The 25,149-nt window shown below is 56.0% G+C and carries 25 protein-coding genes and 1 tRNA gene; 15 read left to right on the top strand and 11 right to left on the bottom strand.

Translation table 11 applies throughout. The features are described from left to right. Nucleotides 1-32 precede the first annotated feature (32 nt). The 6 genes from H7F11_RS00380 to H7F11_RS00355 all read left to right on the top strand — a co-directional run bounded on the left by H7F11_RS00380 (nucleotide 33) and on the right by H7F11_RS00355 (nucleotide 6,592). Nucleotides 33-1,286: an NRAMP family divalent metal transporter gene (locus H7F11_RS00380; protein WP_193650382.1), complete on the top strand. Its 1,254-nt coding sequence runs from the start codon at nucleotides 33-35 to the stop codon at nucleotides 1,284-1,286. 228 nt (nucleotides 1,287-1,514) lie between these two features. Continuing rightward, nucleotides 1,515-2,606: an ABC transporter ATP-binding protein gene (locus H7F11_RS00375; protein WP_193650381.1), complete on the top strand. Its 1,092-nt coding sequence runs from the start codon at nucleotides 1,515-1,517 to the stop codon at nucleotides 2,604-2,606. After that, nucleotides 2,603-3,592, top strand: a complete 990-nt coding sequence (locus H7F11_RS00370) for an extracellular solute-binding protein (protein WP_075323448.1) — start codon at nucleotides 2,603-2,605, stop codon at nucleotides 3,590-3,592. Before H7F11_RS00375 ends, H7F11_RS00370 begins: the two co-directional genes overlap by 4 nt. After that, nucleotides 3,589-5,205 carry an ABC transporter permease gene (locus tag H7F11_RS00365; RefSeq protein ID WP_193650380.1) on the top strand — a complete coding sequence of 539 codons (1,617 nt, stop codon included), beginning with the start codon at nucleotides 3,589-3,591 and terminating at the stop codon, nucleotides 5,203-5,205. Before H7F11_RS00370 ends, H7F11_RS00365 begins: the two co-directional genes overlap by 4 nt. An 8-nt stretch (nucleotides 5,206-5,213) precedes the next feature. After that, nucleotides 5,214-5,948 carry a histidine phosphatase family protein gene (locus H7F11_RS00360; RefSeq protein WP_193650379.1) on the top strand — a complete coding sequence of 245 codons (735 nt, stop codon included), beginning with the start codon at nucleotides 5,214-5,216 and terminating at the stop codon, nucleotides 5,946-5,948. Nucleotides 5,949-6,034: 86 nt separating this feature from the next. Next, nucleotides 6,035-6,592 carry a DUF4124 domain-containing protein gene (locus H7F11_RS00355; protein ID WP_193650378.1) on the top strand — a complete coding sequence of 186 codons (558 nt, stop codon included), beginning with the start codon at nucleotides 6,035-6,037 and terminating at the stop codon, nucleotides 6,590-6,592. Here H7F11_RS00355 and H7F11_RS00350 read toward each other — a convergent pair. From H7F11_RS00350 to H7F11_RS00340, 3 genes are all read right to left on the bottom strand, one after another. Next, nucleotides 6,565-6,822, bottom strand: coding sequence for a hypothetical protein (locus H7F11_RS00350; RefSeq protein WP_193650377.1), 258 nt, complete (start codon nucleotides 6,820-6,822; stop codon nucleotides 6,565-6,567). The two genes, H7F11_RS00355 and H7F11_RS00350, sit on opposite strands and share 28 nt — an antisense overlap. Before the next feature lie 123 nt (nucleotides 6,823-6,945). Further along, a complete protein-coding gene (gene alkB / locus H7F11_RS00345; RefSeq protein ID WP_193650376.1) occupies nucleotides 6,946-7,599 on the bottom strand; it encodes a DNA oxidative demethylase AlkB in 654 nt (217 codons plus the stop codon). Between the two features lie 54 nt (nucleotides 7,600-7,653). Further along, complete coding sequence (locus H7F11_RS00340; protein WP_193650375.1) at nucleotides 7,654-8,097, bottom strand: sigma factor; 444 nt, start codon at nucleotides 8,095-8,097, stop codon at nucleotides 7,654-7,656. Between the two features lie 110 nt (nucleotides 8,098-8,207). On the opposite strand from H7F11_RS00340, the gene H7F11_RS00335 reads away from it, so the two are divergent. From H7F11_RS00335 to H7F11_RS00320, 4 genes are all read left to right on the top strand, one after another. After that, nucleotides 8,208-9,104, top strand: coding sequence for a LysR substrate-binding domain-containing protein (locus H7F11_RS00335; RefSeq protein WP_193650374.1), 897 nt, complete (start codon nucleotides 8,208-8,210; stop codon nucleotides 9,102-9,104). A 357-nt stretch (nucleotides 9,105-9,461) separates the two neighbouring features. After that, complete coding sequence (locus tag H7F11_RS00330) at nucleotides 9,462-10,394, top strand: sulfotransferase family protein (RefSeq protein WP_193650373.1); 933 nt, start codon at nucleotides 9,462-9,464, stop codon at nucleotides 10,392-10,394. A 145-nt stretch (nucleotides 10,395-10,539) separates the two neighbouring features. Next, a complete protein-coding gene (locus H7F11_RS00325; RefSeq protein ID WP_227485139.1) occupies nucleotides 10,540-10,914 on the top strand; it encodes a type II toxin-antitoxin system PrlF family antitoxin in 375 nt (124 codons plus the stop codon). Next, on the top strand, nucleotides 10,911-11,423 hold the full coding sequence (locus tag H7F11_RS00320; protein WP_193650372.1) for a type II toxin-antitoxin system YhaV family toxin: 513 nt from the start codon (nucleotides 10,911-10,913) through the stop codon (nucleotides 11,421-11,423). The genes H7F11_RS00325 and H7F11_RS00320 overlap by 4 nt, the downstream gene beginning before the upstream one ends. 58 nt (nucleotides 11,424-11,481) lie before the next feature. On the opposite strand, the gene H7F11_RS00315 is transcribed toward H7F11_RS00320, so the two are convergent. The 5 genes from H7F11_RS00315 to argH all read right to left on the bottom strand — a co-directional run bounded on the left by H7F11_RS00315 (nucleotide 11,482) and on the right by argH (nucleotide 15,155). Beyond that, nucleotides 11,482-11,557, bottom strand: a tRNA-Lys gene (locus tag H7F11_RS00315). A gap of 71 nt (nucleotides 11,558-11,628) precedes the next feature. After that, on the bottom strand, nucleotides 11,629-12,174 hold the full coding sequence (locus H7F11_RS00310; protein ID WP_024893208.1) for a YbhB/YbcL family Raf kinase inhibitor-like protein: 546 nt from the start codon (nucleotides 12,172-12,174) through the stop codon (nucleotides 11,629-11,631). Between the two features lie 178 nt (nucleotides 12,175-12,352). Further along, nucleotides 12,353-13,588 (bottom strand): diaminopimelate decarboxylase, encoded by a 1,236-nt coding sequence (lysA, locus tag H7F11_RS00305; protein WP_193650371.1) that lies wholly within the window; start codon nucleotides 13,586-13,588, stop codon nucleotides 12,353-12,355. Beyond that, nucleotides 13,585-13,767, bottom strand: a complete 183-nt coding sequence (lptM, locus tag H7F11_RS00300) for an LPS translocon maturation chaperone LptM (protein WP_193650370.1) — start codon at nucleotides 13,765-13,767, stop codon at nucleotides 13,585-13,587. Before lptM ends, lysA begins: the two co-directional genes overlap by 4 nt. Further along, nucleotides 13,764-15,155, bottom strand: coding sequence for an argininosuccinate lyase (argH, locus tag H7F11_RS00295; RefSeq protein WP_193650369.1), 1,392 nt, complete (start codon nucleotides 15,153-15,155; stop codon nucleotides 13,764-13,766). The genes lptM and argH overlap by 4 nt, the downstream gene beginning before the upstream one ends. A 174-nt stretch (nucleotides 15,156-15,329) precedes the next feature. On the opposite strand from argH, the gene H7F11_RS00290 reads away from it, so the two are divergent. Beyond that, nucleotides 15,330-15,665 (top strand): hypothetical protein, encoded by a 336-nt coding sequence (locus tag H7F11_RS00290; RefSeq protein WP_193650368.1) that lies wholly within the window; start codon nucleotides 15,330-15,332, stop codon nucleotides 15,663-15,665. 10 nt (nucleotides 15,666-15,675) lie between these two features. On the opposite strand, the gene H7F11_RS00285 is transcribed toward H7F11_RS00290, so the two are convergent. From H7F11_RS00285 to H7F11_RS00275, 3 genes are all read right to left on the bottom strand, one after another. Then, on the bottom strand, nucleotides 15,676-16,947 hold the full coding sequence (locus tag H7F11_RS00285; RefSeq protein ID WP_193650367.1) for an ATP-binding protein: 1,272 nt from the start codon (nucleotides 16,945-16,947) through the stop codon (nucleotides 15,676-15,678). 330 nt (nucleotides 16,948-17,277) lie between these two features. Continuing rightward, nucleotides 17,278-18,015, bottom strand: coding sequence for a response regulator (locus tag H7F11_RS00280; RefSeq protein ID WP_031573823.1), 738 nt, complete (start codon nucleotides 18,013-18,015; stop codon nucleotides 17,278-17,280). 1 nt (nucleotide 18,016) lies between these two features. Continuing rightward, nucleotides 18,017-18,562 (bottom strand): hypothetical protein, encoded by a 546-nt coding sequence (locus H7F11_RS00275; RefSeq protein ID WP_024893203.1) that lies wholly within the window; start codon nucleotides 18,560-18,562, stop codon nucleotides 18,017-18,019. A gap of 216 nt (nucleotides 18,563-18,778) precedes the next feature. Here H7F11_RS00275 and H7F11_RS00270 point away from each other — a divergent pair, with 216 nt between their 5' ends. The 4 genes from H7F11_RS00270 (at nucleotide 18,779) to H7F11_RS00255 (ending at nucleotide 25,092) form a co-directional block, all read left to right on the top strand. Beyond that, nucleotides 18,779-20,209, top strand: coding sequence for a TolC family protein (locus tag H7F11_RS00270; RefSeq protein WP_193650366.1), 1,431 nt, complete (start codon nucleotides 18,779-18,781; stop codon nucleotides 20,207-20,209). After that, nucleotides 20,209-21,324 carry an efflux RND transporter periplasmic adaptor subunit gene (locus tag H7F11_RS00265; RefSeq protein WP_193650438.1) on the top strand — a complete coding sequence of 372 codons (1,116 nt, stop codon included), beginning with the start codon at nucleotides 20,209-20,211 and terminating at the stop codon, nucleotides 21,322-21,324. Before H7F11_RS00270 ends, H7F11_RS00265 begins: the two co-directional genes overlap by 1 nt. Then, nucleotides 21,321-24,413: an efflux RND transporter permease subunit gene (locus H7F11_RS00260; RefSeq protein ID WP_193650365.1), complete on the top strand. Its 3,093-nt coding sequence runs from the start codon at nucleotides 21,321-21,323 to the stop codon at nucleotides 24,411-24,413. The genes H7F11_RS00265 and H7F11_RS00260 overlap by 4 nt, the downstream gene beginning before the upstream one ends. A 160-nt stretch (nucleotides 24,414-24,573) precedes the next feature. Further along, nucleotides 24,574-25,092 (top strand): hypothetical protein, encoded by a 519-nt coding sequence (locus tag H7F11_RS00255; RefSeq protein WP_193650364.1) that lies wholly within the window; start codon nucleotides 24,574-24,576, stop codon nucleotides 25,090-25,092. The last annotated feature ends 57 nt before the right edge of the window (nucleotides 25,093-25,149 follow it).

Genomic DNA, 25,149 nt, shown 5'->3' with positions numbered 1-25,149 from the left:
ACCAAAAACGTAAATACGGATTATTCTCAACAATGACTGCAAACAACTCCACAATGCCTCAGCCCCACTCCCGCTGGTCTGTTTTTCTGATTGTACTTGGCCCCGGCCTGGTCGTCATGCTCGCCGATACCGATGTCGGCAGCATTATCACCGCCGCCCAAAGTGGCGCGCAGTGGGGCTTCAAACTGCTGCTGCTGCAATTTATTCTCATGCCAATTCTCTACATCGTGCAGGAACTCACCGTACGCCTGGGAATTTTCACCGGCAAGGGGCACGGTGAACTGATTCGTGAAACCTTCGGCACCGGCTGGGCTTATTTGTCAGTAGCCGGACTGAGCATCGCCACTACGGGCGCCCTGCTGACCGAGTTTTCTGGCGTAGCGGGAGTCAGCCATCTTTATGGACTGCCGCGTGCCGTGGGTGTCATTCTCGCCGCAGCCACCCTGTTGATCATCGTCTGGACCGGCTCCTACCGGCGCGTAGAGCGCATTGCCCTGATCATGGGCCTGTTTGAACTGGTCTTTTTTGGGATTGCCTGGGCCTCTCATCCCAATATTCAGGATATTCTCCACGGCCTGACCCATGCACCCATTACTAACCAGGACTATATGATGCTGGTAGCAGCCAACATCGGCGCCGTCATCATGCCCTGGATGGTGTTTTATCAGCAGTCCGCTGTTGCCGATAAAGGACTTCATCCCGAACATTATCGGCATGCCCGCTGGGATACGGCCATTGGTGCGGTCCTCACCCAGGCCATCATGGCCGCCGTGCTGATTGCCACAGCGGCCACTATCGGCCGCCTCAATCCTAACGCGCCCCTGAATACCGTCCATCAACTCTCCGAGGCCATCACCCCGTACCTGGGAGATACCTGGGGGCGCCTGGTGTTTTCCATGGGTATTCTGGGGGCCGGCATGGTAGCGGCCATTGTTGCCTCACTGGCCGGAGCCTGGGGCTGGGGAGAAGTCACCGGATTCCGCCACTCTCTCGAACACCATCCCAAAGACGCCCCCTGGTTTTACGGAATCTATACCGCCATCATCATCGCCGGTGCCGTGGCCGTGATCAGCATACCCGACCTGGTCAGTCTGGATATTGGTGTGGAAGTCATGAACGCCCTGCTGCTGCCCCTGGTTCTTGGTTTCCTGGTCGCTCTGGCAATGAAAGCACTTCCCGCCGAGCATCGCCTGCGTGGCCCGTACCTTTGGCTGGTCCTCTTTGTGGTCATTCTTTCCGCCGGGCTGGGTGTGTATGGTGGCTTGACCAGCATTCCCGGCCTCTGACCGACCAGCGTTCAGGAGAATCCTCTTCCTACCACCCGTTGTCATAAAACTGTCACATTCGAGGCGTACACTACGCTCCATAAACAGATGGAGATAATTGTCATGCCTCGAAACAAGCTGATTGTAGCCGTACAGTGATGAATACCCTTGTAATTAAACATACCACACGTCTACTAACGCTCCATGGTTGCTGAACTGCAGGTAAAAAACCGGTCGGCAATCGCGGCGGTGCCCAACGAACCGGCGCTTTCGGTGCAGGGACTGAATGTGCGCTTTGGCGCCCAGACAGTCTTGAGTAACGTCCGGATGGATCTTGAAGATGGTCGTTACGCCTGCCTGCTGGGTGAATCAGGATCAGGTAAAAGCACCTTGCTGGCGGCCATTGCCGGACTCATCAAGCCCCAGGCTGGCAGCATTCGCCTGCGCGGGCAAAATGTATTCACCGCCGGAGGCATGCAGATTTCTCCCGAAAAACGCGGCATTGGTATGGTTTTTCAGGATGCGGCGCTCTGGCCCCACCTCCGGGTACTGGATAATGTTCTTTTTCCCCTGCGCGCTCAGGGACTTCCGGTAGATCGCGAGCGGGCCATGCTGCTGCTGGAAAAAATGAACATTCCTGCTACTGCAGCAAAACGCAAACCCCATGAATTATCGGGCGGGCAACGGCAGCGGGTCGCCATAGCCCGCGCCATCATCGCCCGTCCGCGTCTGGTCTTACTGGATGAACCCCTGTCCGCCGTAGATCAGGGGGTTCGCGAAGAAATCCGCTACTTTCTCCGTACCCTGTTTCGTGAAGAAGGCATTGCCGCCCTGCATGTCACCCATGATCCCGGCGAAGCCTTTTATCTGGGCCAACATGTCGGCGTTCTCCACAGCGGTCGTCTGGAACAATGGGATCAGCCGGAGAAACTGTTCCGTTTCCCGGCCAGTGAAAATGTAGCTCGACTCAGCGGCTCCGTCCGGAGCCTGCCCGTAAAGATTAATCAATATCAGGGCGGCAAAGCTGAAGTCGCGTTGGCAAATGGCCAGAAATTATGGGTACCCGGGGCCGATACGCTGCGTGAAGGCAAGCCTGGCCTTTTGCTGCTGCGCCCGGGAGACATTGACTGCGACAGCCCGGAAGCCGCATTTGCTGGCGAAGCCATTCATTCCCACTGGAGTGATGGTCGCTATCTGGTGCATTTGCAGGCTTTCGGCCAGCACGAATTATTGAGCTACTCCCAGCAGAGCAGTCTGGGTCCGCGCCACTGGCAAATTCACCCGAATCACGGCTGGTGCATTCCTGCCGAAACTTCCGCAACTCAGGAGAAAACCTCATGAAACCCGTAGTCAAACAAGTTACCTTGGCCATCATGAGTCTGGCATTTGCAGGCACTGCTTCTGCCGCCACATTGACGCTGTACAGTGCTGCCCCGGCTTCTTTGGCCAAGGCCCTGGCGCGCGCATTCAGCAAAAAAACCGGTGATCACGTCGCCGTGTGGACATCCAGTACCGGAAAAGTCATGGCCCGCCTGGCCGCCGAAGCGGACCATCCGCATGCCGATGTGGTCATGGTCGCCGACTGGACAGCCGGCCTGGAACTCGCCAAAGACAAGATGGTGTATGACTATCAACCTGAAAGCATCGACAAAAATCTTTTCCCGGCCATGCAGCTCAAAGGACCTTTCCTGCCCTATGGTGCCGATACGGTTTCCATGGTCATGAACACCAAAGCCTTGCCCAAGGGCGCGAGCATGCCTACCAGCTGGTTTGATCTGACCGCTCCCGTCTGGAAAAATCACCTCACCGCGCCCAACCCGCTGCTCTCGGGCACGGCTTCGGATTTTGTCATTGCCTTTGTGGATAAATACGGCAACAAGGCCTGGCAATATTTTTCCGACCTGAAAGCCAATGGCACCGTCTGGCCGGGGACTAATCATACCGCACTGATGCCGGTACTTTCCGGTGAACGCAGTGGGATGGTGGAGTGCGTTGGGCATGCCGCCGTGCAGGCCAAGGTACAGGGCAACTCCATTCAGCTGATTTACCCGAAAGAAGGCACCATGCTGATTCCCCGCCCCATCATGATCATGCAGTCGGCGCCGGATAAAAAGCTGGCCGAACAGTTTGTCAATTTCACCATGTCCCCTGCCGGACAAAAACTCGTCGCCAAATATAATCTCTATCCTTCCCTGAATGGCGTTGCCGCCAAACCTGCTCTGGCCAAGCTCGGTACTTATCCGGTCATGCAGGTCAACTGGGATCAGGTCGCCGCAACCCGCGCCAGCGTGCTGGCCAAATTCCGCAAGGACATTCTCGGTCAATGATGGGACGCGGCCTGAATCGGCTGCTGGTTTTTGGCATCCTTGGCCTGCTGGTTCTCGCACCACTGGCCACCATCGTTTTCGAGGCGCTGCAGCCCGACGCCAGCCATCATCATGGCATGGCTCTGCTGCAGTTGGGAGTAGACCAGCACTTTATCCACGCCCTGCTGGGCACCGCCGGCATGGCTGCTCTGGCGGTGGTTTTTGCGCTGCCCATCGGGCTGATGCTGGCCTTGTTGATGTTTTACGCCCCGCCCAAATTCAGCCTGCTTTGGGAAGGGCTGATTCTTATCCCCTTTTTAATACCACCTTACCTGACTGCCGAGGCCTGGACCTTGCTGGTTGGTCCGGTAGGACTCATTGAACAACTCATCCATGGTCTCGGAACGCCCCTGGAAAATTTTTTGTACTCGTTGGCGGGAATGGCTGCGGTAATGGCCCTGCATCTCACCCCGCTGGTGTACATTATTCTGCGTGCAGCCTTACAAAATGGGGATTTTCGCCTGATTCAGGCAGCCCGTGTACATGGGGCAGGACTGTGGCGGGCCTTTCGCGTCGGCGTTTTGCCCCTGGTTTTGCCCGCATTGGCCGCTGCAGGTTTACTGGTTTTCCTGGATACTTCAGCAGAATTTGGTGTACCTGCCTTGCTGAGTGGCTATGCCGGAGTCACGGTGCTCAGCACCAGCATTGAGGCCGCCACCAATGTCTGGCCCGTCAATTTGCCACGCGCCTCCGCCATCGGCCTGGTATTGTGTACCCTGGGCATTGTCGCCTGGTTTTTTTATCGTCCCCTGGCCAACGAAAATCGTGGACAAATCCACCAGCTTCGCTACCCGAGCCGCTGGTGGTCAATGCTTCCTCTAGCCGCTTTTGTTTTGATTGCCATGTTGTTACCCATCGGGGCGGTGCTGGCGGTGTCTTTTGAGAAAGCCATTACGGCAGGACTGAAATTCAGCAATTTCACCTGGCATCACTACCATCATATTCTCTCGCATCAATCCAGTGCGTTCGGAGCCCTTGAAACCAGCCTGGAACTCGCCGCCCTGGTGGCTTTTGGTACCATGGTGGCCGCCCTGCTGACGGCCAATATTGTCCGCCGTGGTGGTCGTTTTGCTGCTTTTCTGGATTTGCTGGCTACCCTGCCCATGGCCATACCCGGCGTTGTTCTGGCCGTAGGCATGATCCTTTTCTGGAATGCGCCATGGAACCACCTGCCCGTCTTCGGCACTACCGCCATTCTCGGCGTTGCCTATGCCACCACCACCTTTCCTTTTGCCATGCGCTATGCCCGCGCCGGGCTGGCGCAAATACCGCCGCTTTTGGATAACGCCAGCCGGGTACATGGTAGTGGGCCCCTGCGAACTTTCCTGAAAGTGCATATTCCCATCGCCTGGCCCATGCTGATTGGGGGAGCGACTGTTGTATTTGCCCTGTCCATGCGCGAACTGGTGGCCTCGTTGATGCTGCAGCCTGCGGGAGTACAGGTGATTTCCACTTACATTTATGCCAATTTCCGGCAAGGCGTCATTGGTGATGGCATGGCCATGTCGGTCATTGGCGTGCTCAGTTCGGCACTCATCCTGGGAGTAGCCCGGGGACTGTTGCTGCGCCGTTAAATTTTATCGTGTTGCCACCATTACTCGTACTGGAGTCCAGACATGAACAACCGCAAGCTTATTATCTTATTATCACCATGCTGATTGCTGCTTCAGGGGGCGTCTGCCTGCCCCTCGTTGCTTCTGCCACACCGGCTGAAATCATCCTGCTGCGCCATGGTGAAAAAATGAATCCCTACACCCTGTCACCCGTGGGTCAGGCCCGCGCAGCGGCCCTCGCCCGGCAATATCTGGGAAAAAACGCAACCCATAGCCTGCTGCCAGCACACGAAAAGCCCGCCACTCTCATGGCCATCACTCTGCATACCATTGAAACCATGACACCGACGGCGCAGAGCTGGGGGCTTCCGGTAACAGCCTTTACGGTCGTTCCGGAACCCGGTCTGAGCAAACATCAGAAAATGGTGCAGGAAAATCTCCGCACCCGGGAAGCCGTGCACGACATCATGACCAATCCCGCCTATGATCAGAAGGTTGTGGTCATCATGTGGGAACATAAACATATTGCCAATGCCAAGCTGGAAGCCCAGTTTCCTGGACAACAGGTCACTTTCCGGCAATTGCTGCATCTCGACAAATTCAGGAATGTACCGCAAACCTGGCCCAAGAAAACCTTCGACTACTTCTGGATTATCCGTTATCAACCCGGCGACACAACCCCCGTTTCCTTCAGCATGGAACAGGAAAAGTTTACCGGACAATATGCCAGGCTGCCTGAAAATGCCTGGGGGAAGCCGGAATAGCCTGTCACGGCCTTATGCCAGAGTTCACCGGACGCCTATTGGCGAAAGCTTTACAATGTCCGGCCTTTTAAGTAATAACAATAACCATGGACCAGCATTTACTGAAAGGTTTTTTGCTTTATTGCAGCCATGCCTGTCGGGTTTTGGCTGCCGTTTTTATTTTATCTGCAGGTAACACGTTGTTGCCTGCCCAGGCAGCCATTTACCGTTGGGTGTCCCCCAATGGCACTGTCAGTTATGGTGATCAGCCACCACCAGACGCAGCAAAGCTGCAGTCTCTGCCACCCATTCCTCCGCCACCACCGCCCGTAGCGCATCTGCAAACTCCGCAAAAGGCAGCAACTGTAACCCCATCTTCAGCAGCCAGCGATAAAACCCTGACAGCCATAGAACGCTTGAATCTCCTGGCAGCACTGAATAACTATCAAAACAGCCTGCGACCGCCCCCGGAGCCCGGGCACCATGTTTACATACCGGCCTATATCAGCCCTGCGCCTTTTCCACCGTACCGACCCGGTCGTTCACCCCATTGGCGGCGGCCTCCACCCAGACCTAGTCGCCCCCCGAGCAATCGTCCGCCGACTGTCCTTTTGCAACCACCTGCCCCAGCCTCGGCTTATTCTGCGCCCGTACTGTTGCCGTAGTCGAGAATGGTTGCCGAAGAAACCGTCAACGCTTCCCTTTCACTGATAATCTGCGCGCCGTGCTTCCAGAGATAATAAATGACGATGACCCCCATGGGGATGAGCAGGGTCAACACAAAAGTAATAAAAAAGGTGATGATTTTCAGGTTGCGGCCCCATCTGGTGCGCGCCGTACCAATGGCCAATGCCACACTTCTCAGTTCTTTTCCGTCGGGATTTTCTACGCTCACGAGCACTCCTGTTGTTGGCTACCGGAACACAAGGTCTCATGTTATTCCTGCGGAATAAGCAAAACAATTCCCGTTGGGACGACGTCAATCGCGTTCAGCGTGCAAAGACCGACATCCGCAATTTCAGTGCGCCTTGCGCAAAGTCAGATTAATGCGCCTTCCACCCACGAGAGGGTGATCTCCCGGCTTGATCGGAGCAACACCATGATAACGCAGGCGGGCAGGGCCACCCCAGACCAACACATCACCATGCTCTACAAAAATACGTTTCACCTTATCCCGACGTTGCGCACCGCCAAACAGAAAAGTGGCTGGCAAACCCAGAGAAACGGAAACAATGGGCGCATCCATGTCCTGCTCGTCCCTATCCTGATGTAAAGACATCCGCGCTCCCGCAACATACACATTCACCAGACAGGCATCCGGCGTGAAACCGGCAAAACCCGCTTTTTCCGACGCAGCTTGAGCCAAGTTCAAAATAATGGCGGGAATTTCCGGCCAAGGCTCCGCATTTTCTGGATCTTTGGACACATATCGATAACCCTGCCTGTCCGACACCCAACCCCATGCGCCGAAATTACTCATGGCGACGGACATTGTTTTTCCACCCGGGGTGCTCATCTGCCGCAGCGCCGACTGCATCAACCCCTGTTGCACCGCATGAATCAGCGATTCGGCATCGGCCAAGGCCCACCCCCTCAGAATCGTGGCCCCTTCTTCAAGCAATTCCACCGCCGGAGCAGGCCAGGGAAAGTTTTCAAAAAGATCTGCCGTCACAGCACTCCCTCCCGCCGGCTCTGTGTAACTATCGAGCCTTATTGATCTTTCGGTCTAAGCTAACGCCGGACCGCGCACCGACATAGTGGAATCCAGACGCTGACAAATGTGTCGGGTCGCATAAATGGCAAAACGTACATTGCCACCCACGACAAACTGGCGAGCGGCATCAATCAGCGCCAGGTTACCCGCTTCAATAAAATCAATCAAAGCGTGCGGTGTTTGATCGTGATAGCTCCGCGCAATACGCAACACCAAGCGTAAATGCATTTCGAGTAATTCATGCCAGGCTTCACGATCATTGTGCTGAATTCTTTTAAGCAGATGTTCTTCTTCCAATGCAGTCAAAAGTTCATGATAATCAATCTCCTGCAAATAGGCGTTGATACGATGACTGGATAGGGCAGATTCTGCACGGACCTGACCATGTTGAGAGTGTGTCCGACGTATTGTAGCGGAGAGTGTATCGGCTGAGGACGCTAAACTTTCTGTGGACATGGAAATATTTTCCCTATATTTGTAAAGTGCGATATAGGGTTTAAACATACGGATACACCAGCCATCATAGCAAATGTATTTTATTGGTAACTTTATCGGAGAAATCGATAATGGCAGATGACGAACAACTTCTTTCCCTACTGGCTATCGCTGAACACGGTAGCATCAGTGCTGCCGCCGAGCATTTACATCGGGGCCAATCGGCCATTTCCGAACGCCTGAGAAAACTGACCGAACTGGTCGGTGAGCCTCTTTATACGCGTGAAATCAATGGGGTAAAGCTCACCCAGGCGGGGGCCGTACTTATTCCCGACATTGAACGCCTACGCCGCGTCCTGCGCGATATTGACAGTATTATCAGGCGTCGTCAGCGCCTCATGGAAGGAGAACTCAATATTGTTTCTACCAGTCTCATTGCCAATTATTATTTACCCCCTTTTCTAACCCGATTCAGACAGCAATATCCGGGGATCAATCTCTACATCAAAAGCGGCGAACGATACTGGAAAGATGCAGCGGCGGGCGAAGTAGATGTGTTTTTTTATGAAGGTGACAGCGATCTTCCGGAACTGCCCGATTATTTTAAAAGTGTACCCTGGCAGGATAATGAAATTGTCATTGTCACTCCCTTGCAGCATCCTCTTGCCGGACGCCAGGAGGTCTCCTTTGAAGAGGTGGAAAGTTACCCCATTATTTGGCGCGAACCGGGTTCTGCTGTACGCGGCGCCATAGAAAAGGAATTTCGCCGCCGTGGCATCGTCCCCAGGCATTTTATCGAAGTAGCCGATATTGAATCGGTAGGCACGATGATCAATGCCAACCTGGGCATCGGCTTCATGAGCAAAAGAGTGTTAGACAAGCGCTCCGACTGGCAGGTAGCTACCGCCACGCTGGAAAGCCACCAGATGGTCTGCCTGAATTTCATGGCCGCACCACAACCCGACCGGCGCTCGATTATGCTCCAGAAATTTCTTGAGATGATCGAAAACCCTGAGAATTTAACCTGAGCAAAAGTGATTGGACTTCGGTTTTATAGCACGTCAGCGCAAAAGACTGGGAAAACCTGATTGCCGCCAAAGGTAATGCAGAAAAAGCCGACGCATGGATTAGAGCGCGCTTGCATGAAGTGGAGAATTTAAGCGCCGCCGCACAAAAAGCGTATTTGCGCATCATGACCAGAAACTTACCCTGAAATGCCAGGCTGCCTGCTTCCCTGAAGGGTTTTCGTGCGTCATGGTCAGCCAGCAGGGCAGTCACCCCGTTAGCTGCTTCAGACACGATAGAGGCGGGAAATGCTATACTGGGACGAGTTCGCCGGGCTTACAGCTTCGGATGTAACACCAACCTTCAGTCAAGGAGTTGATTTGCCCAGTTCAGACCCTTCCCGCCTAAATCCCGGCAGCCATACCCTCTGGCCCAATTTTTTTATTACCGGAACAGTGAAAGGTGGCACCACCTCTTTGTATCGTCACCTTCGCGGGCATCCCGAGGTATTTTTACCGGCCTTTAAAGAACCGCACTATTTTGCCCGGATTCAGCCCAAGCCAGAACAACGGCATCTCATTGAACACATTAGTGAAGAACATGCCTACCTGCATCTTTACGAAAATGCCGGAGACTTTCCAGCCATTGGTGATGCCAGCACTTCCAACCTCTGGTATCCGGAAGCTCCAGCACGCATTCATGACGTCGCCCCCGATGCCCGTATGATCATTTTATTGCGCGACCCGGTCAGCCGCGCCCACTCCCACTACCTGATGGATTTTCGTGAGGGTCTTGTGGATATTCCTTTTTCAGTAGAGTTACTTCAGGAGGATTTTGCGCAAAGTGAAAAAGGCTGGGGCGTGTCCCGACTGTATGTGGATCTTGGTTTGTATCACGATCAGGTGCAGCGCTATCTGCAAATTTTTGGTGAGGACCAGGTACTGGTCCTGCAATTTGACGATCTGGTGAATGCGCCTGAACAGACTCTAAAGCGCGTAGCTGCTCACTTGCGTATTGACCCTGCACCCTTTCAGGAAATGGATGTAGACCAGGTGCACAATGGCTTCAAGGCCCCCCGGGGGAACTGGTCGCGGCGATGCGCCTCCAGCCCGCTGGCCCGCTGGATTGGTTATCATCTGATGCCCAGAAAGCTGCAATGGTGGCTATATCAGAATCTGATCCTGAAAGCCGCTTCCAAACCGCAGATAGATCCGGCTGCACGTCAGTATCTGGAACAAATTTACGCACCGGATATTGAAAAACTGGAAACCTTATTGGGACAAAAAATGCCAGCGCTGCGCTCTTCCTGGTAAAAATCAGTCACTCCAGCCATACTTTTTGAAAATAGCGGCGCCCTTCCGGGTAAGAGAGCTTCCACACCATTGAGAGCAAAATAGACGGTGTTTGCGCGCAGGCACCAAATGTAAAAACGCTGCAAAAACCCTCATTGACATAGCAATGCAAATGCATTACCGTCCTGGCGCCGACCCAAAACTGCTAGGAGACTGCCATGGCAGCGGCCCTCGAAGTCGAATCCAAGCTCTCACCGATCGCTATCAGACCACGGTGCCGGAAACCGTGCGTCGCGCCCTCAAGCTGGGCAAACGCGACAAGATCCACTACACCATTCGCCCCGGCGGAGAGGTGCTGCTGAAACGTGCCCAAGCACCCCACGAGGAAGACCCGGTACTCGGTCAGTTCCTCGACTTCCTCACTGCAGAAATCTCTCACCATCCCGAGCGGTTGCAAGCTGTGGATGCCGGACGCCTCCAATCGCTGGTCGGCGGCGTTGATGTCGATCTAGATGCCGCCCTGTCGGCTGATGATGAATGATCGCAGGGAAACCTGAACTCCTGGTCATTCATGGCTGGGCGGTCTTTGCCCATCCACTGTTACTGGCGCAGATTGAAACGCTGGTGCGACAGGTCGAGGCCCTTAAGCAGAAGGACCCGGACGGGTACGTAAAAAAGAACGCCAGCAAAAGGCTCGCTGCGATCATCAAGCTGGCGTTCGATGCCATCCCGCAAGATCCGACGCGACCGGAATACCGCCAGGGTGGGACGCTCGGTGACGACCACAAGCACTGGTTTCGGGCTAAATTCTTTCAGCAGTACCGACTATTCTTCCGCTACCATGCCTCGAGCAAGATGATCGTCTACGCCTGGGTGAATGACGAAGACAGCAAACGTGCCTTCGAGCGCAACGACGACGCCTACCGGATGTTCCATAAGATGCTGGAAAGCGGGCATCCGCCTGATGACTGGGATCAGCTCATGACTGAGGCACAGAAAGAATCGCAGCAGATGCAGGAACCATTGGCGAGAGCTGCAGCTGTGCAGTGATTGGCGCAACTGCGAACGATCATTTACTTTTAACTGATTAATAGCTTGTTGTTTTTAATGGTGGGAACGGCGGGATTCGAACCCGCGACCCACGGCTTAAAAGGCCGCTGCTCTACCGACTGAGCTACATTCCCATACATACGCGAATGACACCAGAACAGCGTCAAGGCCGCGTATTATCAGCGGTGGAGCAGCTTCGGTCAAGTCAAGGATTATCCAGCGCGAAATGCCCCGAAAATTCGGCATGATCCAGCACATGCCCCAAACTGTGCATTTCACGGGCACGCGGATCTGCGGCAGGGGGCGGGCCAAGCTGGTCGGCGTCATGGCCTGGGGTATGCAATCTCGCCTTTACCGCCTCCCAATCAGCCCCTTCGGCCAGACCCAGTGTGGCTTTGTCCGTCGCCAGCAGCAGGAAATCATAATGCTGCAACTGGTGATCAGCCGCTGCCTCAGGGGGGCGGTAACCCAAGGTTCCGAAACTGTTGCGTCCGGTGAGGATGCCATCGGGGAGAGGACCCCCCTCGTGTAAACCTTCGATCGTTGGAGAAATATCGTAGAGCAACCAATGTACCCGTTGCCCCGATTCCGCTTCCCGATGTTCCATGAGCAACACCAGACTCTTGGTGTTGGGGGGAAGATGTTGCCAAAAAATGGACGGGGTCCTGCCTTCACCGGGATGGGCGAAACGTTTGGGAATCCAGTCTTCTGGATCAATTCCGGTACTGAATACTTTCATTTCTGCTGCCATGTCTGCCTCCTCACTGACGTGCGGGCTGCTGGCCAAAACATCGACAAACGGTGCAAGCACTACGCCCGCAAAAAACAACCAATCTCTACAAGGTTAGCAGAAAAAGAGTCTTCGGGATGGCCGCAGGGCAAATCATACTGCCCAGATCAACAGCCAAGCCCTGGACAATGAATTGGGGTCAGGGGAGCTCCATGCCCATCAGATCATCCCAGTTTTCCCGTCGCCGAATGAGGCGATGCTGGTGACCATGGACCAGCACCTCAGGGGGCCGGGGCCGGGTATTGTAGTTGCTGCTCATGGCAAAACCATACGCACCGGCACCCATAATGGCCAGCAACTGCCCAGCCTCCGCCCGAACGGGGCGGTCCTTGGCGATGAAGTCGCCGCTTTCGCAGATCGGCCCAACCACATCCATGACCTGCCCGGCTGCCGCATCCTGGCGGAGTGGCAAAATATCGTGCCAGGCGCCATAAAGAGCGGGGCGCAACAAATCATTCATGGCAGCATCCACCACACAAAATTGCTTGCTGCCATTATCCTTGAGGTATTCCACCCGGGTCAGCAGAACGCCTGCATTCCCCACCAGGGCCCGGCCCAGCTCTACCGCCCTTTTGACGGCCAGGCCCTGTAAGGCCTGGTTGAGAACCTCCGCATAATCCGCAGGACTGGGCGGGTTCTCATCGTGATAACGAATACCCACCCCACCCCCGAGATCCAGATGCTCCAGGGTAAGGCCCTGGGCAGAGAGGTCTTCATAGAGGGCACGCACCCGCGTCACCGCTTCGCCGAGGGGCGCAAGATTGAGTAATTGGGACCCGATATGACAGGCTATGCCCTTGAGCTCCAGAGCAGGATGTTTTGCGGCCTCCAGGTAGAGAGTCCGCGCAGCATCCATGGGGATTCCGAATTTGCTTTCCTTAAGGCCGGTAGCAATGTACGCATGAGTGCCGGGGTCCACATCCGGATTCACCCGCAGGGCAATGGGCGCGCGCAGGCCCATATCAGCAGCAATATCGGCAATTCGCCACAACTCTGCAGCAGACTCCACATTGAGACAGGCAATGCCGGCAGACAGGGCGGCACGAATTTCATCGGCAGACTTACCTACGCCCGAAAAAATGATTTTCTCCGCTGCACCTCCGGCACGCAGCACCCGTTCCAGTTCTCCACCCGAAACAATGTCAAAACCGGCACCCATTTCAGCAAATAAACGCAGCACCGCCAGATTGCTGTTGGCCTTGACGGCATAACACACCTGCGTGCCGTCACCCAGTGCGTTACTGAAGGAATGGTAGCGTTCGCGTAGCGCCGCCCCGGAATACACGTAGCAGGGCGTATCATAATGCCGGGCGAGGGTGGCGAGAGATAAATCCTCGCAGTACAAGTCTCCCTGATGGTAATGGAAGGGATTCATGGCCGCGCAGCACTCTCCGTGGCACTGCTGGTCGGGCTGATTGGTGCTGGCGCGACAGCAGTATTGGCGGCAGGATGTGCCGGGGGAGCTGGCGGCAGGCTCAGTGGCGTCTTCCGTCCACAGCCCGCCAGACCGAGGACCAACACCCAGACGAAGACCACAGCGGCCAGGGATTTCATGCAGACTGCTCCTCAGCAAGACGTGCACGGGCACGGGCGATGGCCGCCCGCACCTGATCAGGGGCGGTTCCGCCGAGATGATTACGGGCCGCGAGTGAACCTTCCAGGGTCAGCACCTGATAAACCTCTTCGGTAATAAGCGGGGACAGGGCCTGCAAGTCAGGCAAGGGCATGGCTTCCAGGCCTATATTGCGGTCCTGGGCGAGACGCACGGCTTTACCCACCACCGCATGCGCATCACGGAAAGGCAAACCTTTACGCACCAGGTAATCGGCCAGATCCGTAGCCGTGGCATAACCGCGTTCTGCCTGGGCGCGCATGACTGCGGGGCGGGTTTGCAGGCCCGGCAACATGCGACCCATGATTTCGACGCTGGCCCGCACCTGATCCAGCGCATCAAAAAAAGTTTCCTTGTCTTCCTGATTATCCCGATTGTAAGTCAGGGGCTGGCCCTTCATCAGCACCAGCATGGCGACCAGATCACCGACCACCCGACCGCTTTTGCCGCGAATGATTTCCGCCACATCCGGATTTTTCTTCTGGGGCATGATGCTGGAACCCGTACAAAAACTGTCCGGGAGATCAATGAAGCCAAAAGGTGCGGACATCCACAAAATCAATTCTTCGGATAAACGCGATAAATGGACGGCAATCATGGCCAGATCAGCCAGCACTTCCATGACAAAATCCCGGTCGGAAACGGCGTCCAGGCTGTTTTCCGCGACGGCATCAAAACCCAGTTGCCGTGCCACATCCCAACGATCAATCGGGAAAGTGGTACCTGCCAGAGCCGCTGCACCCAGAGGCAGCACATTCACCCGTTTACGGGCGTCCTGGAGACGCTGGGCATCGCGCTGAAACATTTCAACATAGGCCATGCAATGGTGGCCGAAACTGACCGGCTGCGCCACCTGCATATGGGTCAGGCCGGGCAGGATGGTTTCCACCTCGCGCTCGGCCAGGTCCACAAATACCTCCTGCAGATGGCGCAAAGCGGCGACCAGATCATCCACACAGGACCGGGTATAGAGGCGCAGGTCGGTGGCCACCTGATCATTGCGGGAACGGCCCGTGTGCAGCTTCTTCCCCACGTCCCCGATGATTTCGGTCAAACGGGATTCAACATGCATGTGAATATCTTCGAGGCTGTCGACAAAGGGCAGGCGCTGTTCGGCAATTTCCTGTCCCACCTGCTGCAGTCCGGCGACAATGGCTTCCACCTCGCTCGCGGTCAGCACGCCAACCCGCCCCAACATGCGGGCATGGGCTTGCGAACCACGGATATCCTCTGCATATAACCGGCTGTCTACCTGAATGGATGCCGTGAAGGCTTCCACCAAACTATCCGTAGCTGCGGCGAAGCGCCCGCCCCACATTTTTTCACTCATGCCTGCACCTCCTTTCTGCCCGCGACTATAACGAAAACACCAGCTCTTACGCCAGCATTGCCCCATGCTTCCCGCTAAAAACAGCAGTTGGCCCGGGGGCTTTGCAGCAACTTTGGCAAAACAGCCGATGCCTTGCTACAGTTAGTCTGCTGAACACCGGGAGGGACCGAAGCAATGAAGCAAGAGCAATCATCCCAAAGCTGGCGCTGGCTGATCGTGGTCATTATTGTGCTGCTGATCGCCGTTTTGGCTTTTTTCTTTTGGCAGCATAAGCAATCGGTCCGACAGACCCAAAAAGCAGCTGAAGCGGCCGCCGCCGTAAAACTCGCGGCACCGACAGTGTCTACAGTGTCCGTGGCCAACTTTCCGGTGGGAAAAACCATTTCTCAGGAAGGCTCTCTGCAAGGCCCCCTCAGTGGCAAATGCGGCAATATTGCCTGGCACGATCTCAGCCCTGCCGCTGAAGCCAATCTCCGCAAGTTGTGCCCGGCGCAAAAGCCGACACCCTGAACGGATCGGTTCAGTAAGGCTGACGCAAGGGCAGGACGAGTTCGGCAACCAGACCGCCATCAGGGGCATTATACAAATTCAACTGCCCGTTATGGTAGGCCATAACCCGTTCGACAATGGCCAAGCCCAGACCAATCCCACCGCCCTTGCCCGCCTGGGCAAAAGGAGCGCGTACGGTTTGTAACTGGGATTCAGCAATCCCTGAACCATGATCCCGCACCCGGATCAGCATCTGCTGACCGACTTTTTCGGCATAAATATCTACGGGTCCCACGCCGTGCACCTGGGCATTATCAATCAGATTTTGCAGGGCGCGCGCCAAACCGACCTCCTGGATGGCCAATTTCGGCAAAGGACCAGGCGCAGGATGCCAGCGCACTTCAGCCTGCTGACGCAGCACCAGTTGCTGCAACCAGCTCCCGATATCGGTTTCCACCAGCAGCTCGCGTTCGCCGCTACGCGCATACCCCATGAACTGATGGATGACTTTGTCCATTTCCTGAATATTGTCGATGATTTCCTGCCGGGCTTCTTCCTCAGCTGGCAGAAACTCCGCGCTTAAACGCATCCGCGTCAGAGGCGTCCGCAAATCATGGGAAACTCCCACCAGAACCATTTCCCGCTCTCGCCACAAACGCTGCAGGTCCCGCAGGGTCTGATTGAATCTTTCCGCCAGACGCCGTAAATCCGCAGGCCCGGCTTCCGGCAAATCCCCTAGGGTATCCCCGCTGCGCAAGCGATCTACGCCCTGCATCAAACGCGTCAGGGGGCGGGTAACCTGGCGTACCACCAAATACGCGCCCAACCAGGACAAGAGCAGAATAGCGGCAAGCTTGAACCAGGGCAGAGGTAAGCCTGCCGGACGTGGCATCGGCATGGCCAGGGCCAGGGCCGCACCGGGGTGCGTCTGCAACCACAAGGTCCCGGAGCGCGGATCAAAACGCAACTGGGCGTCCGGCCAGCCCATCTGCCGGAGTTGCTGCAGGGCATTGACCAAGGGAGGAATGCGGGGATTGCGCCCGCTCATCGCGCTGGCCGGCAACACCTGCAAACCTTGCCGGGACAAAATCGGCTGAATGGCGGTCCGCTGGGCAGGGCTGAGGGTTTCGCTGAGGGTCAGAACCTGCGCCCAATTCTGAGCCATATGCTCGGCCTGAGGATTAGCCTGATAAATATTAAAAAACCAGTAAACTGCCAGCTGACTCAGAAAGAGCAATCCGGCAATAATCAGAAACATCCGGTTAAACAGAGTATCCGGCCACCAGAATTGATTTTTTTTCATAATCCTTCACCCCAATGCGCTTTTTGACGAGGACATTCTGAACCGACCGAGCGCGATGTCGGAGAAGCACCGCCCCGACCTTGCCCAAAATGCCCTCGTCAAAAAGAACCCTTCAACCTAAAAACGGCAGTTGCCGTGGGTGCTTTGCAGCGACTTTTGTTTCGAGCCGTTGTTGTTCTTGGCGAAATCCAGCGCCCGTCAGGAGAGCTGTTTGAGCCCGTAGGGCGAGTTCTCTCCTGACAGCAGGATGAGCCTTAGAACAACAGGCGAGGAACAACGGAGCAAAAAGCACCCACGGCAACTGCCGTTTTTAGGTTTAACCTGGGGGTGCTAGGTTTCATCCGGCTCCGCAGCAGCATTGCCACCATCGGGCACCAGCACATAGCCGCGTCCCCACACGGTTTGTATATAACGCGGATCACCCGGATCTGTTTCGACAATGCGCCGCAACCGGGAAATAAACACATCGACGCCCCGCGATCCCGCAGTGACTTCTTCATTCCCATGACTCATGGCCAGCAGACGCTCTCTGGACAAGGGTTGCCAGGCGTGACTGGCGAGGGCATGTAAAATGGAAAACTCGCTATCGGTCAGGGAGATTTTTTCCGCTCCCCGCCACAAGCTGCGCGTATCCAGAGCCAGACGAAAGGGGCCGAATTCTATGGCCCCAGGCGCCGGATCCACCGTCCGGATTTCCTGACTACGCCGCAACACCGCCCGAATACGGGCCGTCAGTTCACGGGGTTCAAAAGGCTTGGGCAAATAATCATCGGCGCCCACATCCAGCCCCTCTACCCGGTCACTGAGGTCGCCCCGTGCCGTGAGCATGATAATTGGCAGATGAGGTTCCTGCGCACGCAGGCGACGACAGATGCTGAAACCATCTTCGCCGGGCATCATGACATCCAGAAGCAGCAAATCGTAATATTCCCGCTCCAGATGCCGGTCCATCTGTACCCCGGACCCCACTGCCTGAACGGCAAAACCCTGCCCTTCCAAATAGCGGACCAGCATGGTCCGCACTCTGGGATCATCATCGACCAGCAGTATCTTGCCGTTCTCAGCCATTTTATTTACCCCAGGGTCCTGGACGATGGCCCTTGTGCTCCGCCATCTTCACGACGGTCTGCCATTGTACCGGGGTCAGGATTTTGTGCAGGTACTGGACCTGCGCAATACCCCGATCCAGCATCATTTCATGATCCTTGACCACAGCCGCTTTCAGGGGGGCCAGTGCGGCCCCCGATTCACCGTTGAGGAGAGCATCGCGCAATGCCTTATTATGCGCCATCATGCCCTGACGCCAGGCCGGAAAATCCTTACGCTGGGTATTCCGCCAATTTTTCAGATCACTCTCCTGTGCCGGGGTCAATTTCAGGTCAATCGCGTGTCGCCAGACAATAGGCATCAACATGGGAACGGGCATATTCTGCATCCAGGGGCCACGCATGGGTCCATGCTGCCAGGGTCCGTGATGGCCATGCATCATCCCCGGTTCCATGGGGCCATGTCCGGCCATGGGCGGCGGGGGTGCATCTTCGGCAAATGCCGGCAAAGCAGTCATACCGAATGCGGCAATCATCAAACCGGATACTGCATATTTCAGTTTCGACATTCTATTGCTCCTCGTCTCTCAGGGGGAAAAGGTTCGTCCCTTTCCGTGGAAAACACGTTAACGGCTTGCCCCCTCTGTTGCCAGCGAAAAATTGTCAATAATTGTGAATAAGGCACCGAATCCATTCACACTTTGCAACAATTTTGCACAAAAACCTACTTCCCTCCCTGACGCTTTTTCAGGAGAATGCAGGCTCCACGAATGAGGAGCTTGAGCGTGCCCCATAAAGTGCTAAGCGCCGTCACTGGCGTCTTGGTGGCGGTCACCGGACTGACTCAGGCCGATGCCGGGGTGATGGGCTGGTTGGCAGATCCATTTGATACCGATGGCGGAATCAGCCAGCAACCCGGACAGCCGTGGACCGGCCCCAGTAAACTGCCGACCATACCCGATGCCCATACGCTTGCTCAGGCTGAACAGGAGCAGGTCTGGAGCCTGCCGCAACTGACCGCCTATGCCCTTGCCCACAATCCGCAAACAGCGGCCGCCTGGGACTCCCTGCGTGCCGAAGCAGCAGGAGTGGGTGCAGCAGAAAGTGCCTGGTTGCCGACTCTAACCCTCAGCACTTCGGCTTCACGTCGCCAGTCGGCTTCTACGGCGGGCTTTACCGTACCCGCGCGCAACAGCGTCAATCCGAATCTGACCCTCAGCTACACCCTCTGGGATTTTGGCCTGCGCTCCGCCAAAACCGATGCGGCAAAAGCCCAGGAATGGGTAGCTGGCTTCACCCAGAATCAGGAAATCCAGTCTGTGGCCTTCAGCGTGGCCCAGGCCTATTATCAGGTGCTCGGCAACCAGTCCCTGCTCCTTGCCGATGAAAAAACCGTTGCCGAAAATCAGAAAAACCTGGAAGCCGCAGAAGTTATGCACCGCGCCGGTCAAGCGACAGTAGGGGCCTTGTATCAGGCGCGGGCGGCCATGGCTCAGTCACAATCCACCCTTGCCGCCCAACAGCAGACCCTGCGTAGCAGTCAGGGCGTATTGGCCAGCACCCTCGGCCTGAGCCCCAAAACCGTTCTGAAAATTCACCCGCTGCAACTCAATCAGACACCCCCGCAACTGCACGATGCGGCAGACACCCTGATGCAATCTGCACTAAGCGCCAACCCGGCCTTGCAGGAAGCACGAGCCCAGGTGGCTGTAGCCCAGGCCAATCTGCGGAGTGCTGAGGCCAGCGGCTTGCCCACTCTGGGGGCCAGCAGTTCCTATGGCTACCTGTTTCAGGGTGGCTTTCGGCCCGGCGACACCTGGACCGTTGGTTTTACTCTGACCGTTCCATTGTTTACGGGCTTCAATAACCACTATCAGGTTCGCCAGAACGAGGCCTTGCGTGATCAGGCTGAAGCCAACCTTGCCAGCAGCCGTAACAGCACCGAAAGCACAGTCTGGCAGGATTATCATAATTTTCAGGGGGCTACGGCAGCATGGCCAGGAGCTCGCAGTGGTCTGAAAAACGCCGACAAAGCTCTGGAAGTAGTACAGGCACAATATCGCGTTGGGCAAGCCACCATCCAGGATGTGTTGCTGGCAGAATCCACCCTGGCGCAGGCGCGTTACACCCTCATTCAAAATCTGGTCAGCAGTTACGTGGCACTGGCGCAACTCAGTCAGGCCGTGGGCATGCCTTTGGGAGCACAAAAACCGTGATGCGTTATTCCCTTATTTTCCTCCTGAGCGCCCTTACCTTGGGTCTGACGGGGTGTCAAGACAAAGCCCGACATGAAATGCCCCCGCTTCAGGTACAACTGACCAGTCCGACCCGGGAGGATATGACCCACTACGTCGGCTATCTTGGAACCGTGACGCCTATCCAGACTGTCACCGTCATTCCCCAGACTTCGGGACTGCTACAAAATATCTCTTTCACACAGGGCGCCATGGTCAGCAAGGGTCAAACCCTGTTTACCATTGATCCGGCCCAGACCCGGGCGGCGCTTGCCCAGGCTCAGGCCAAACTGGCTGCCGATCAGGCTACTGCCCGCTACAACCGTAACTTGGTCAATCAGGATCGGCCCCTGGCCGAAAAGGACTTTATTACCCGCCAGAGCTTTGACCAGGCGGTTTCTCAGGCACAAGCGGCGGCGGCTCAGGTGGCCGAGGATCAGGCTGCTGTGCAGCAGGCTCAGATTAATCTGTCTTACACCAGGATTACCGCACCTATCAATGGTCGCATCGGCTTGGCACTGGTCAAAGCCGGAAATCTGGTGGTCGCCAATCAAACCCAATTAACCACCATCAATGAAATCAACCCCATCACCGTCAACTTCAGTGTTCCACAAGCACAACTGGGGGCCGCCAGACTGGCGCAATCCCAAAACACCGACCTGCCCATCCAGGACGAAAAAGGCGGGACTCTTCTGGCACAAGGCAAGCTGACTTTTATTGATAACACCGTCAGCGCCAGCACCGCCACGGTCAGCCTGCAGGTCACGGTCCCCAATACCAACCATAAACTCTGGCCGGGTCAGTACGTGCTGGTGCAAATGCCGGTCCAGCACATCGCTAATGCTCTGGTTCTGCCCGTAGGAGCTGTGCAGCAGGGCAGTTCCGGTCCTTTCGTTTATACCGTCGAACAGGGCAAAGCAACGGACAAGGCCATTCAGGTTCTCTGGGAAACGGGAGCGAAGGCCGTGATCAGCGGCATTACGACCCATACCCGGGTCATTTTCCCGCTCCCGGCCCGACTTTATCCCGGTGCTGCCGTACGAACAGGTGAGGCCAAGCATCCTACCAAGCAGCACCATCAAGGTAGCCCCTCGTGAATTTCTCGGCGTTATTCATCCGGCGCCCGGTGATGACCGTCATCATCATCCTCGGGCTGGTGATTTACGGCATTTTTGCCTTTACCAATCTGCCCGTCGCCCTCCTGCCCAGCGTCGATTTCCCAACCGTCATGGTCTCGGCCAGCCTGCCTGGCGCCAGCCCTCAGACCATGGCCAGTGCCGTCGCCACACCTCTCGAAAAACAGTTTTCTTCCATCCCCGGACTGTCTTCGATGAGTTCCGTGAATAATCAGGGTTCCACACGCATCATTCTGCAGTTTGATCTCAGCCAGAATATCGACGTAGCCACCCAGAATGTATCCAATGCCGTCACCCAGGCCAGTCATCTGTTGCCACCCGGCATGACCAGTCTACCTTTTGTCAAACAGCTGAATCCTTCTGCGGCGCCCATCGAATTCATCGCCCTTTCCGCACCCAACATGCCTATCTACAAACTCAATGCGTACGCAGTAGATAAGGTGGTACCAGCCATTTCCGGAATTCCCGGGGTCGCACAGGTGCAAATATTTGGTGAGCAGAATTACGCCGTACGCATTCATGCCAATCCATTTGCCATGCAGGCGCATGGTATTTCCCTGCAGGATCTCAGCACGGCCATCAACAATCACAATGTGAATTTACCCCAGGGAACGGTTCTGGGCGCCGTCCGTAATTACGCGGTCAATGTGCATGGTCAGTTACAGGACGCCCAGGCTTTCGCCAACATGCCGGTGACTTTTGCCAACGGCGCTGTAGTCCCCCTTTCCGCCATCGCCCAGGTGCGCAACGGGGTGGATAATGACCAGATTGCCAGCTGGATTGGCAACCAGCGCGCCCTGATTCTGGCGGTCGTCCGTCAGCCCGATGCCGATACGGTCGCCATTTCCGATGCTATCGGCAAGCGCCTGCCGACGCTTGCTGCCAGCCTGCCCGGCGGGGCCAAAATGACGGTAGTTTATGACAAGGCGGACTATATCCGCTCCGCCGTGGAAGAAGTGGAAATCACCTTGCTTCTGGCTTCCCTGCTGGTAGCGGGCGTGCTCTGGCTGTTCCTGCGCCGGGGAAGCCCCACCCTGATTGGGGCAGTAGCCATTCCAACCTCCATTTTGGCCACTTTCGCCATTATCTACGAGCTGGGCTACACCCTGAACACCCTGACGCTGCTGGCCCTGACTTTGGCCGTCGGATTTGTGGTGGATGACGCCGTGGTCATGCTCGAAAATATTACCCGCCACGAAGAAAATGGTGAAGAACCTTTTCAGGCGGCCATTACCGGCAGCCGGGAAATTGGTTTTACCGTCATTTCCATGACGCTTTCGCTGGCTGTGGTGTTCCTGCCCTTTCTGGTGATGGGCGGCATTATTGGTCGTCTGTTTCGGGAGTTTGGAGTCACCATTGCCATCGTCATCCTCATGTCCGGACTGGTCTCGCTGACTTTGACCCCCATGCTCTGCGCCCGTTATTTGCGGGTAAAACATCATAGTCCCAGCCGCTTTGAGTCGGGTTTCTCGCGGCTACGCAACTGGTATGGACGCAGTTTACGCACAACCCTGCGGCATCGCGGCTGGGTGTATATGGCTGCGCTGCTCAGCCTGCTGGGCATGATCGGCCTGTTCGTCATTCTGCCTAAAGGGTTTATTCCCAGCGAAGACAGCGGCATGATCATGGGCAATCTGGAGTACCCTCAGGGTATTTCCTTCAGTCAACTGGAAGATACCCAGCAACGCATCGCCACGGCCGTGGGGCACAACCAGGCCGTACAGGCAGTCATGTCCAGTGCCGGACAGGGAGCGGGCGCTTTCGGGTCCGCCAATACCGGACGCCTGATTATCCGTCTGAAACCGCTGGGGCAAAGAGCTTCCGGAGAGCAGGTCATCACCCAGTTGCGCCAGATAGTCAGTCGCTTCAATGGCGTCGAGGCCAGCTTCCAGTTACCCCCTGCCATTCAGATGGGGCCGGTGTCGTCGCAGTCTCACTACCAATACATTCTCCAGAGCGAAGATCAGGACAGTCTCAACGAAACAGTCCCCCAATTGGTAAAAGCCCTGCGCAAAGTGCCGGGACTCCAGGCCGTCAATAGTGATCTGCAGCTAGCCAATCCCGAAATCGAGGTCCATGTACTGCACCAACGTGCCCAGGCCCTCGGGGTAACGCCCCAGGGTATTGAACAGGCCCTCAACTTTGCCTTCGGCGGCACCCAGGTCGGCACCATTTATGCCTCCACCAACCAGTACGAGGTCATTCTGGATCTAGAGAGAAAGTTTCAGGAAAATCTGGGAGCCCTTTCGGCAATTACCATTCCCGGTACTGCCGGTCTGGTCCCCCTGGCAGCCATTGCCCATTTTGCCTATGGCGTAGGGCCCTTGAGTATCAGTCATTATGATGGCCTGCCCAGTGTCACCATTTCCTTCAATCTGGCCCCCGGTGTCTCCCTGGGAGAGGCCACCCAACGGGTGCAAAAAGCTGCCGCACAAATTCTTCCCGCCAACGTGCAGGGTGAGTTTGGCGGCTCTGCAGCAGCCTTTTCTCAATCCACGAACACACTGCCCTTGCTGCTTCTTGCCACGGTCGCCCTGATTTATGCGATTCTGGCCATTCTCTACGAAGACTTCATCCACCCGTTGACCATTCTGACCGCCTTGCCACTGGCAGGTTTCGGTGCGCTGCTGGCTTTGTGGATATTTCATCAGGAACTGGATCTGTTCAGCTTTGTGGGCATTATCATGCTCGTGGGTCTGGTCAAGAAAAATGGCATTATCATGGTGGATTTTGCCGTCCATCGGCGGCGCGAGGGTGCCAGTGCAGAAGATGCCATTGTCGATGCCTGCATTACCCGTTTCCGCCCGATCATGATGACCAACCTTGCGGCGGTATTGGGCATTTTGCCTATCGCCATCGGCATTGGCGCTGGTGCAGAATCGCGGGTTCCGCTGGGTGTTGCGGTGGCCGGGGGCATTGTTGTTTCACAATTTTTGACCCTTTATATCACTCCCGCTTTTTATGTACTTTTTGAAAACTGGAAAGGACGCTGGCGACGCCAGCCTCAGCCGGCACAGAGCAGCCCGGCGATTTCCGGGGATCACCCATGAACCTCAAAACGGCAGTTGGCCGGGAAGTTTTGCAGCGACTTTGGTCCGCGCCGCAGGCGGCGCGGACCTGTTCAGGTATGGCACCTGAATGGATAAGTTCTGCATTATCACTGAATTGTGATATATAACGAACAACTATCCGTAGAATAGCGAGTCCGTAATGCCTGCAAAAATCCTGTTATTACTGGTCCTTGCCAGCCTGGCCGGCTGCGCCACTGTAACGCCCTCCGGGCCCAACCAACAAACGAGCAGCGCCGCCACCCAAAGCGCCCGACTCGCGCAACAAAAAGCTGAACTGGCCGAACAGCACCTGGCAGCCATTGCCAGCCAACGGGCTACTGCAGAACGGCAGTTTTGTCCCAACTGGCAACAGGCACTTCTTCACGCCCGTAATAATGCCATCGGCTGCGCCCGAATGCCGATCAATGCCCAATCCGCCTGCTGGCAGGCGGTTACCCAATGGGCCAACGAAGAAAGCCAATATTTTCATGCCCTGCATCCTTTATTCACCCACAGCCCCTTCGCGGAACCCGCAGGGCATGCCGCACACTTTTTCGATTTGGCCCAAAGCTGGGCCATGACCTGCGAAGATGGCGGTGCTGCATGCACCCAAGCCTCAGGACATCAGCAAATGGATCAGGAGAAAAAGCAGGTGAATCAGTTTTGCACGCGCCAATAAATAATGACCCAGGCCACTTTTTAAGGCGAAGCTCTATAGGCATCTCTGGAGGAATTG

The sequence above is a fragment of the Acidithiobacillus sp. HP-2 genome (assembly GCF_015100155.1).
GTDB lineage: Bacteria > Pseudomonadota > Gammaproteobacteria > Acidithiobacillales > Acidithiobacillaceae > Acidithiobacillus.
Note: the sequence above shows the minus strand (reverse complement) of the source record. Positions and strands in the feature narration are given on the sequence as shown.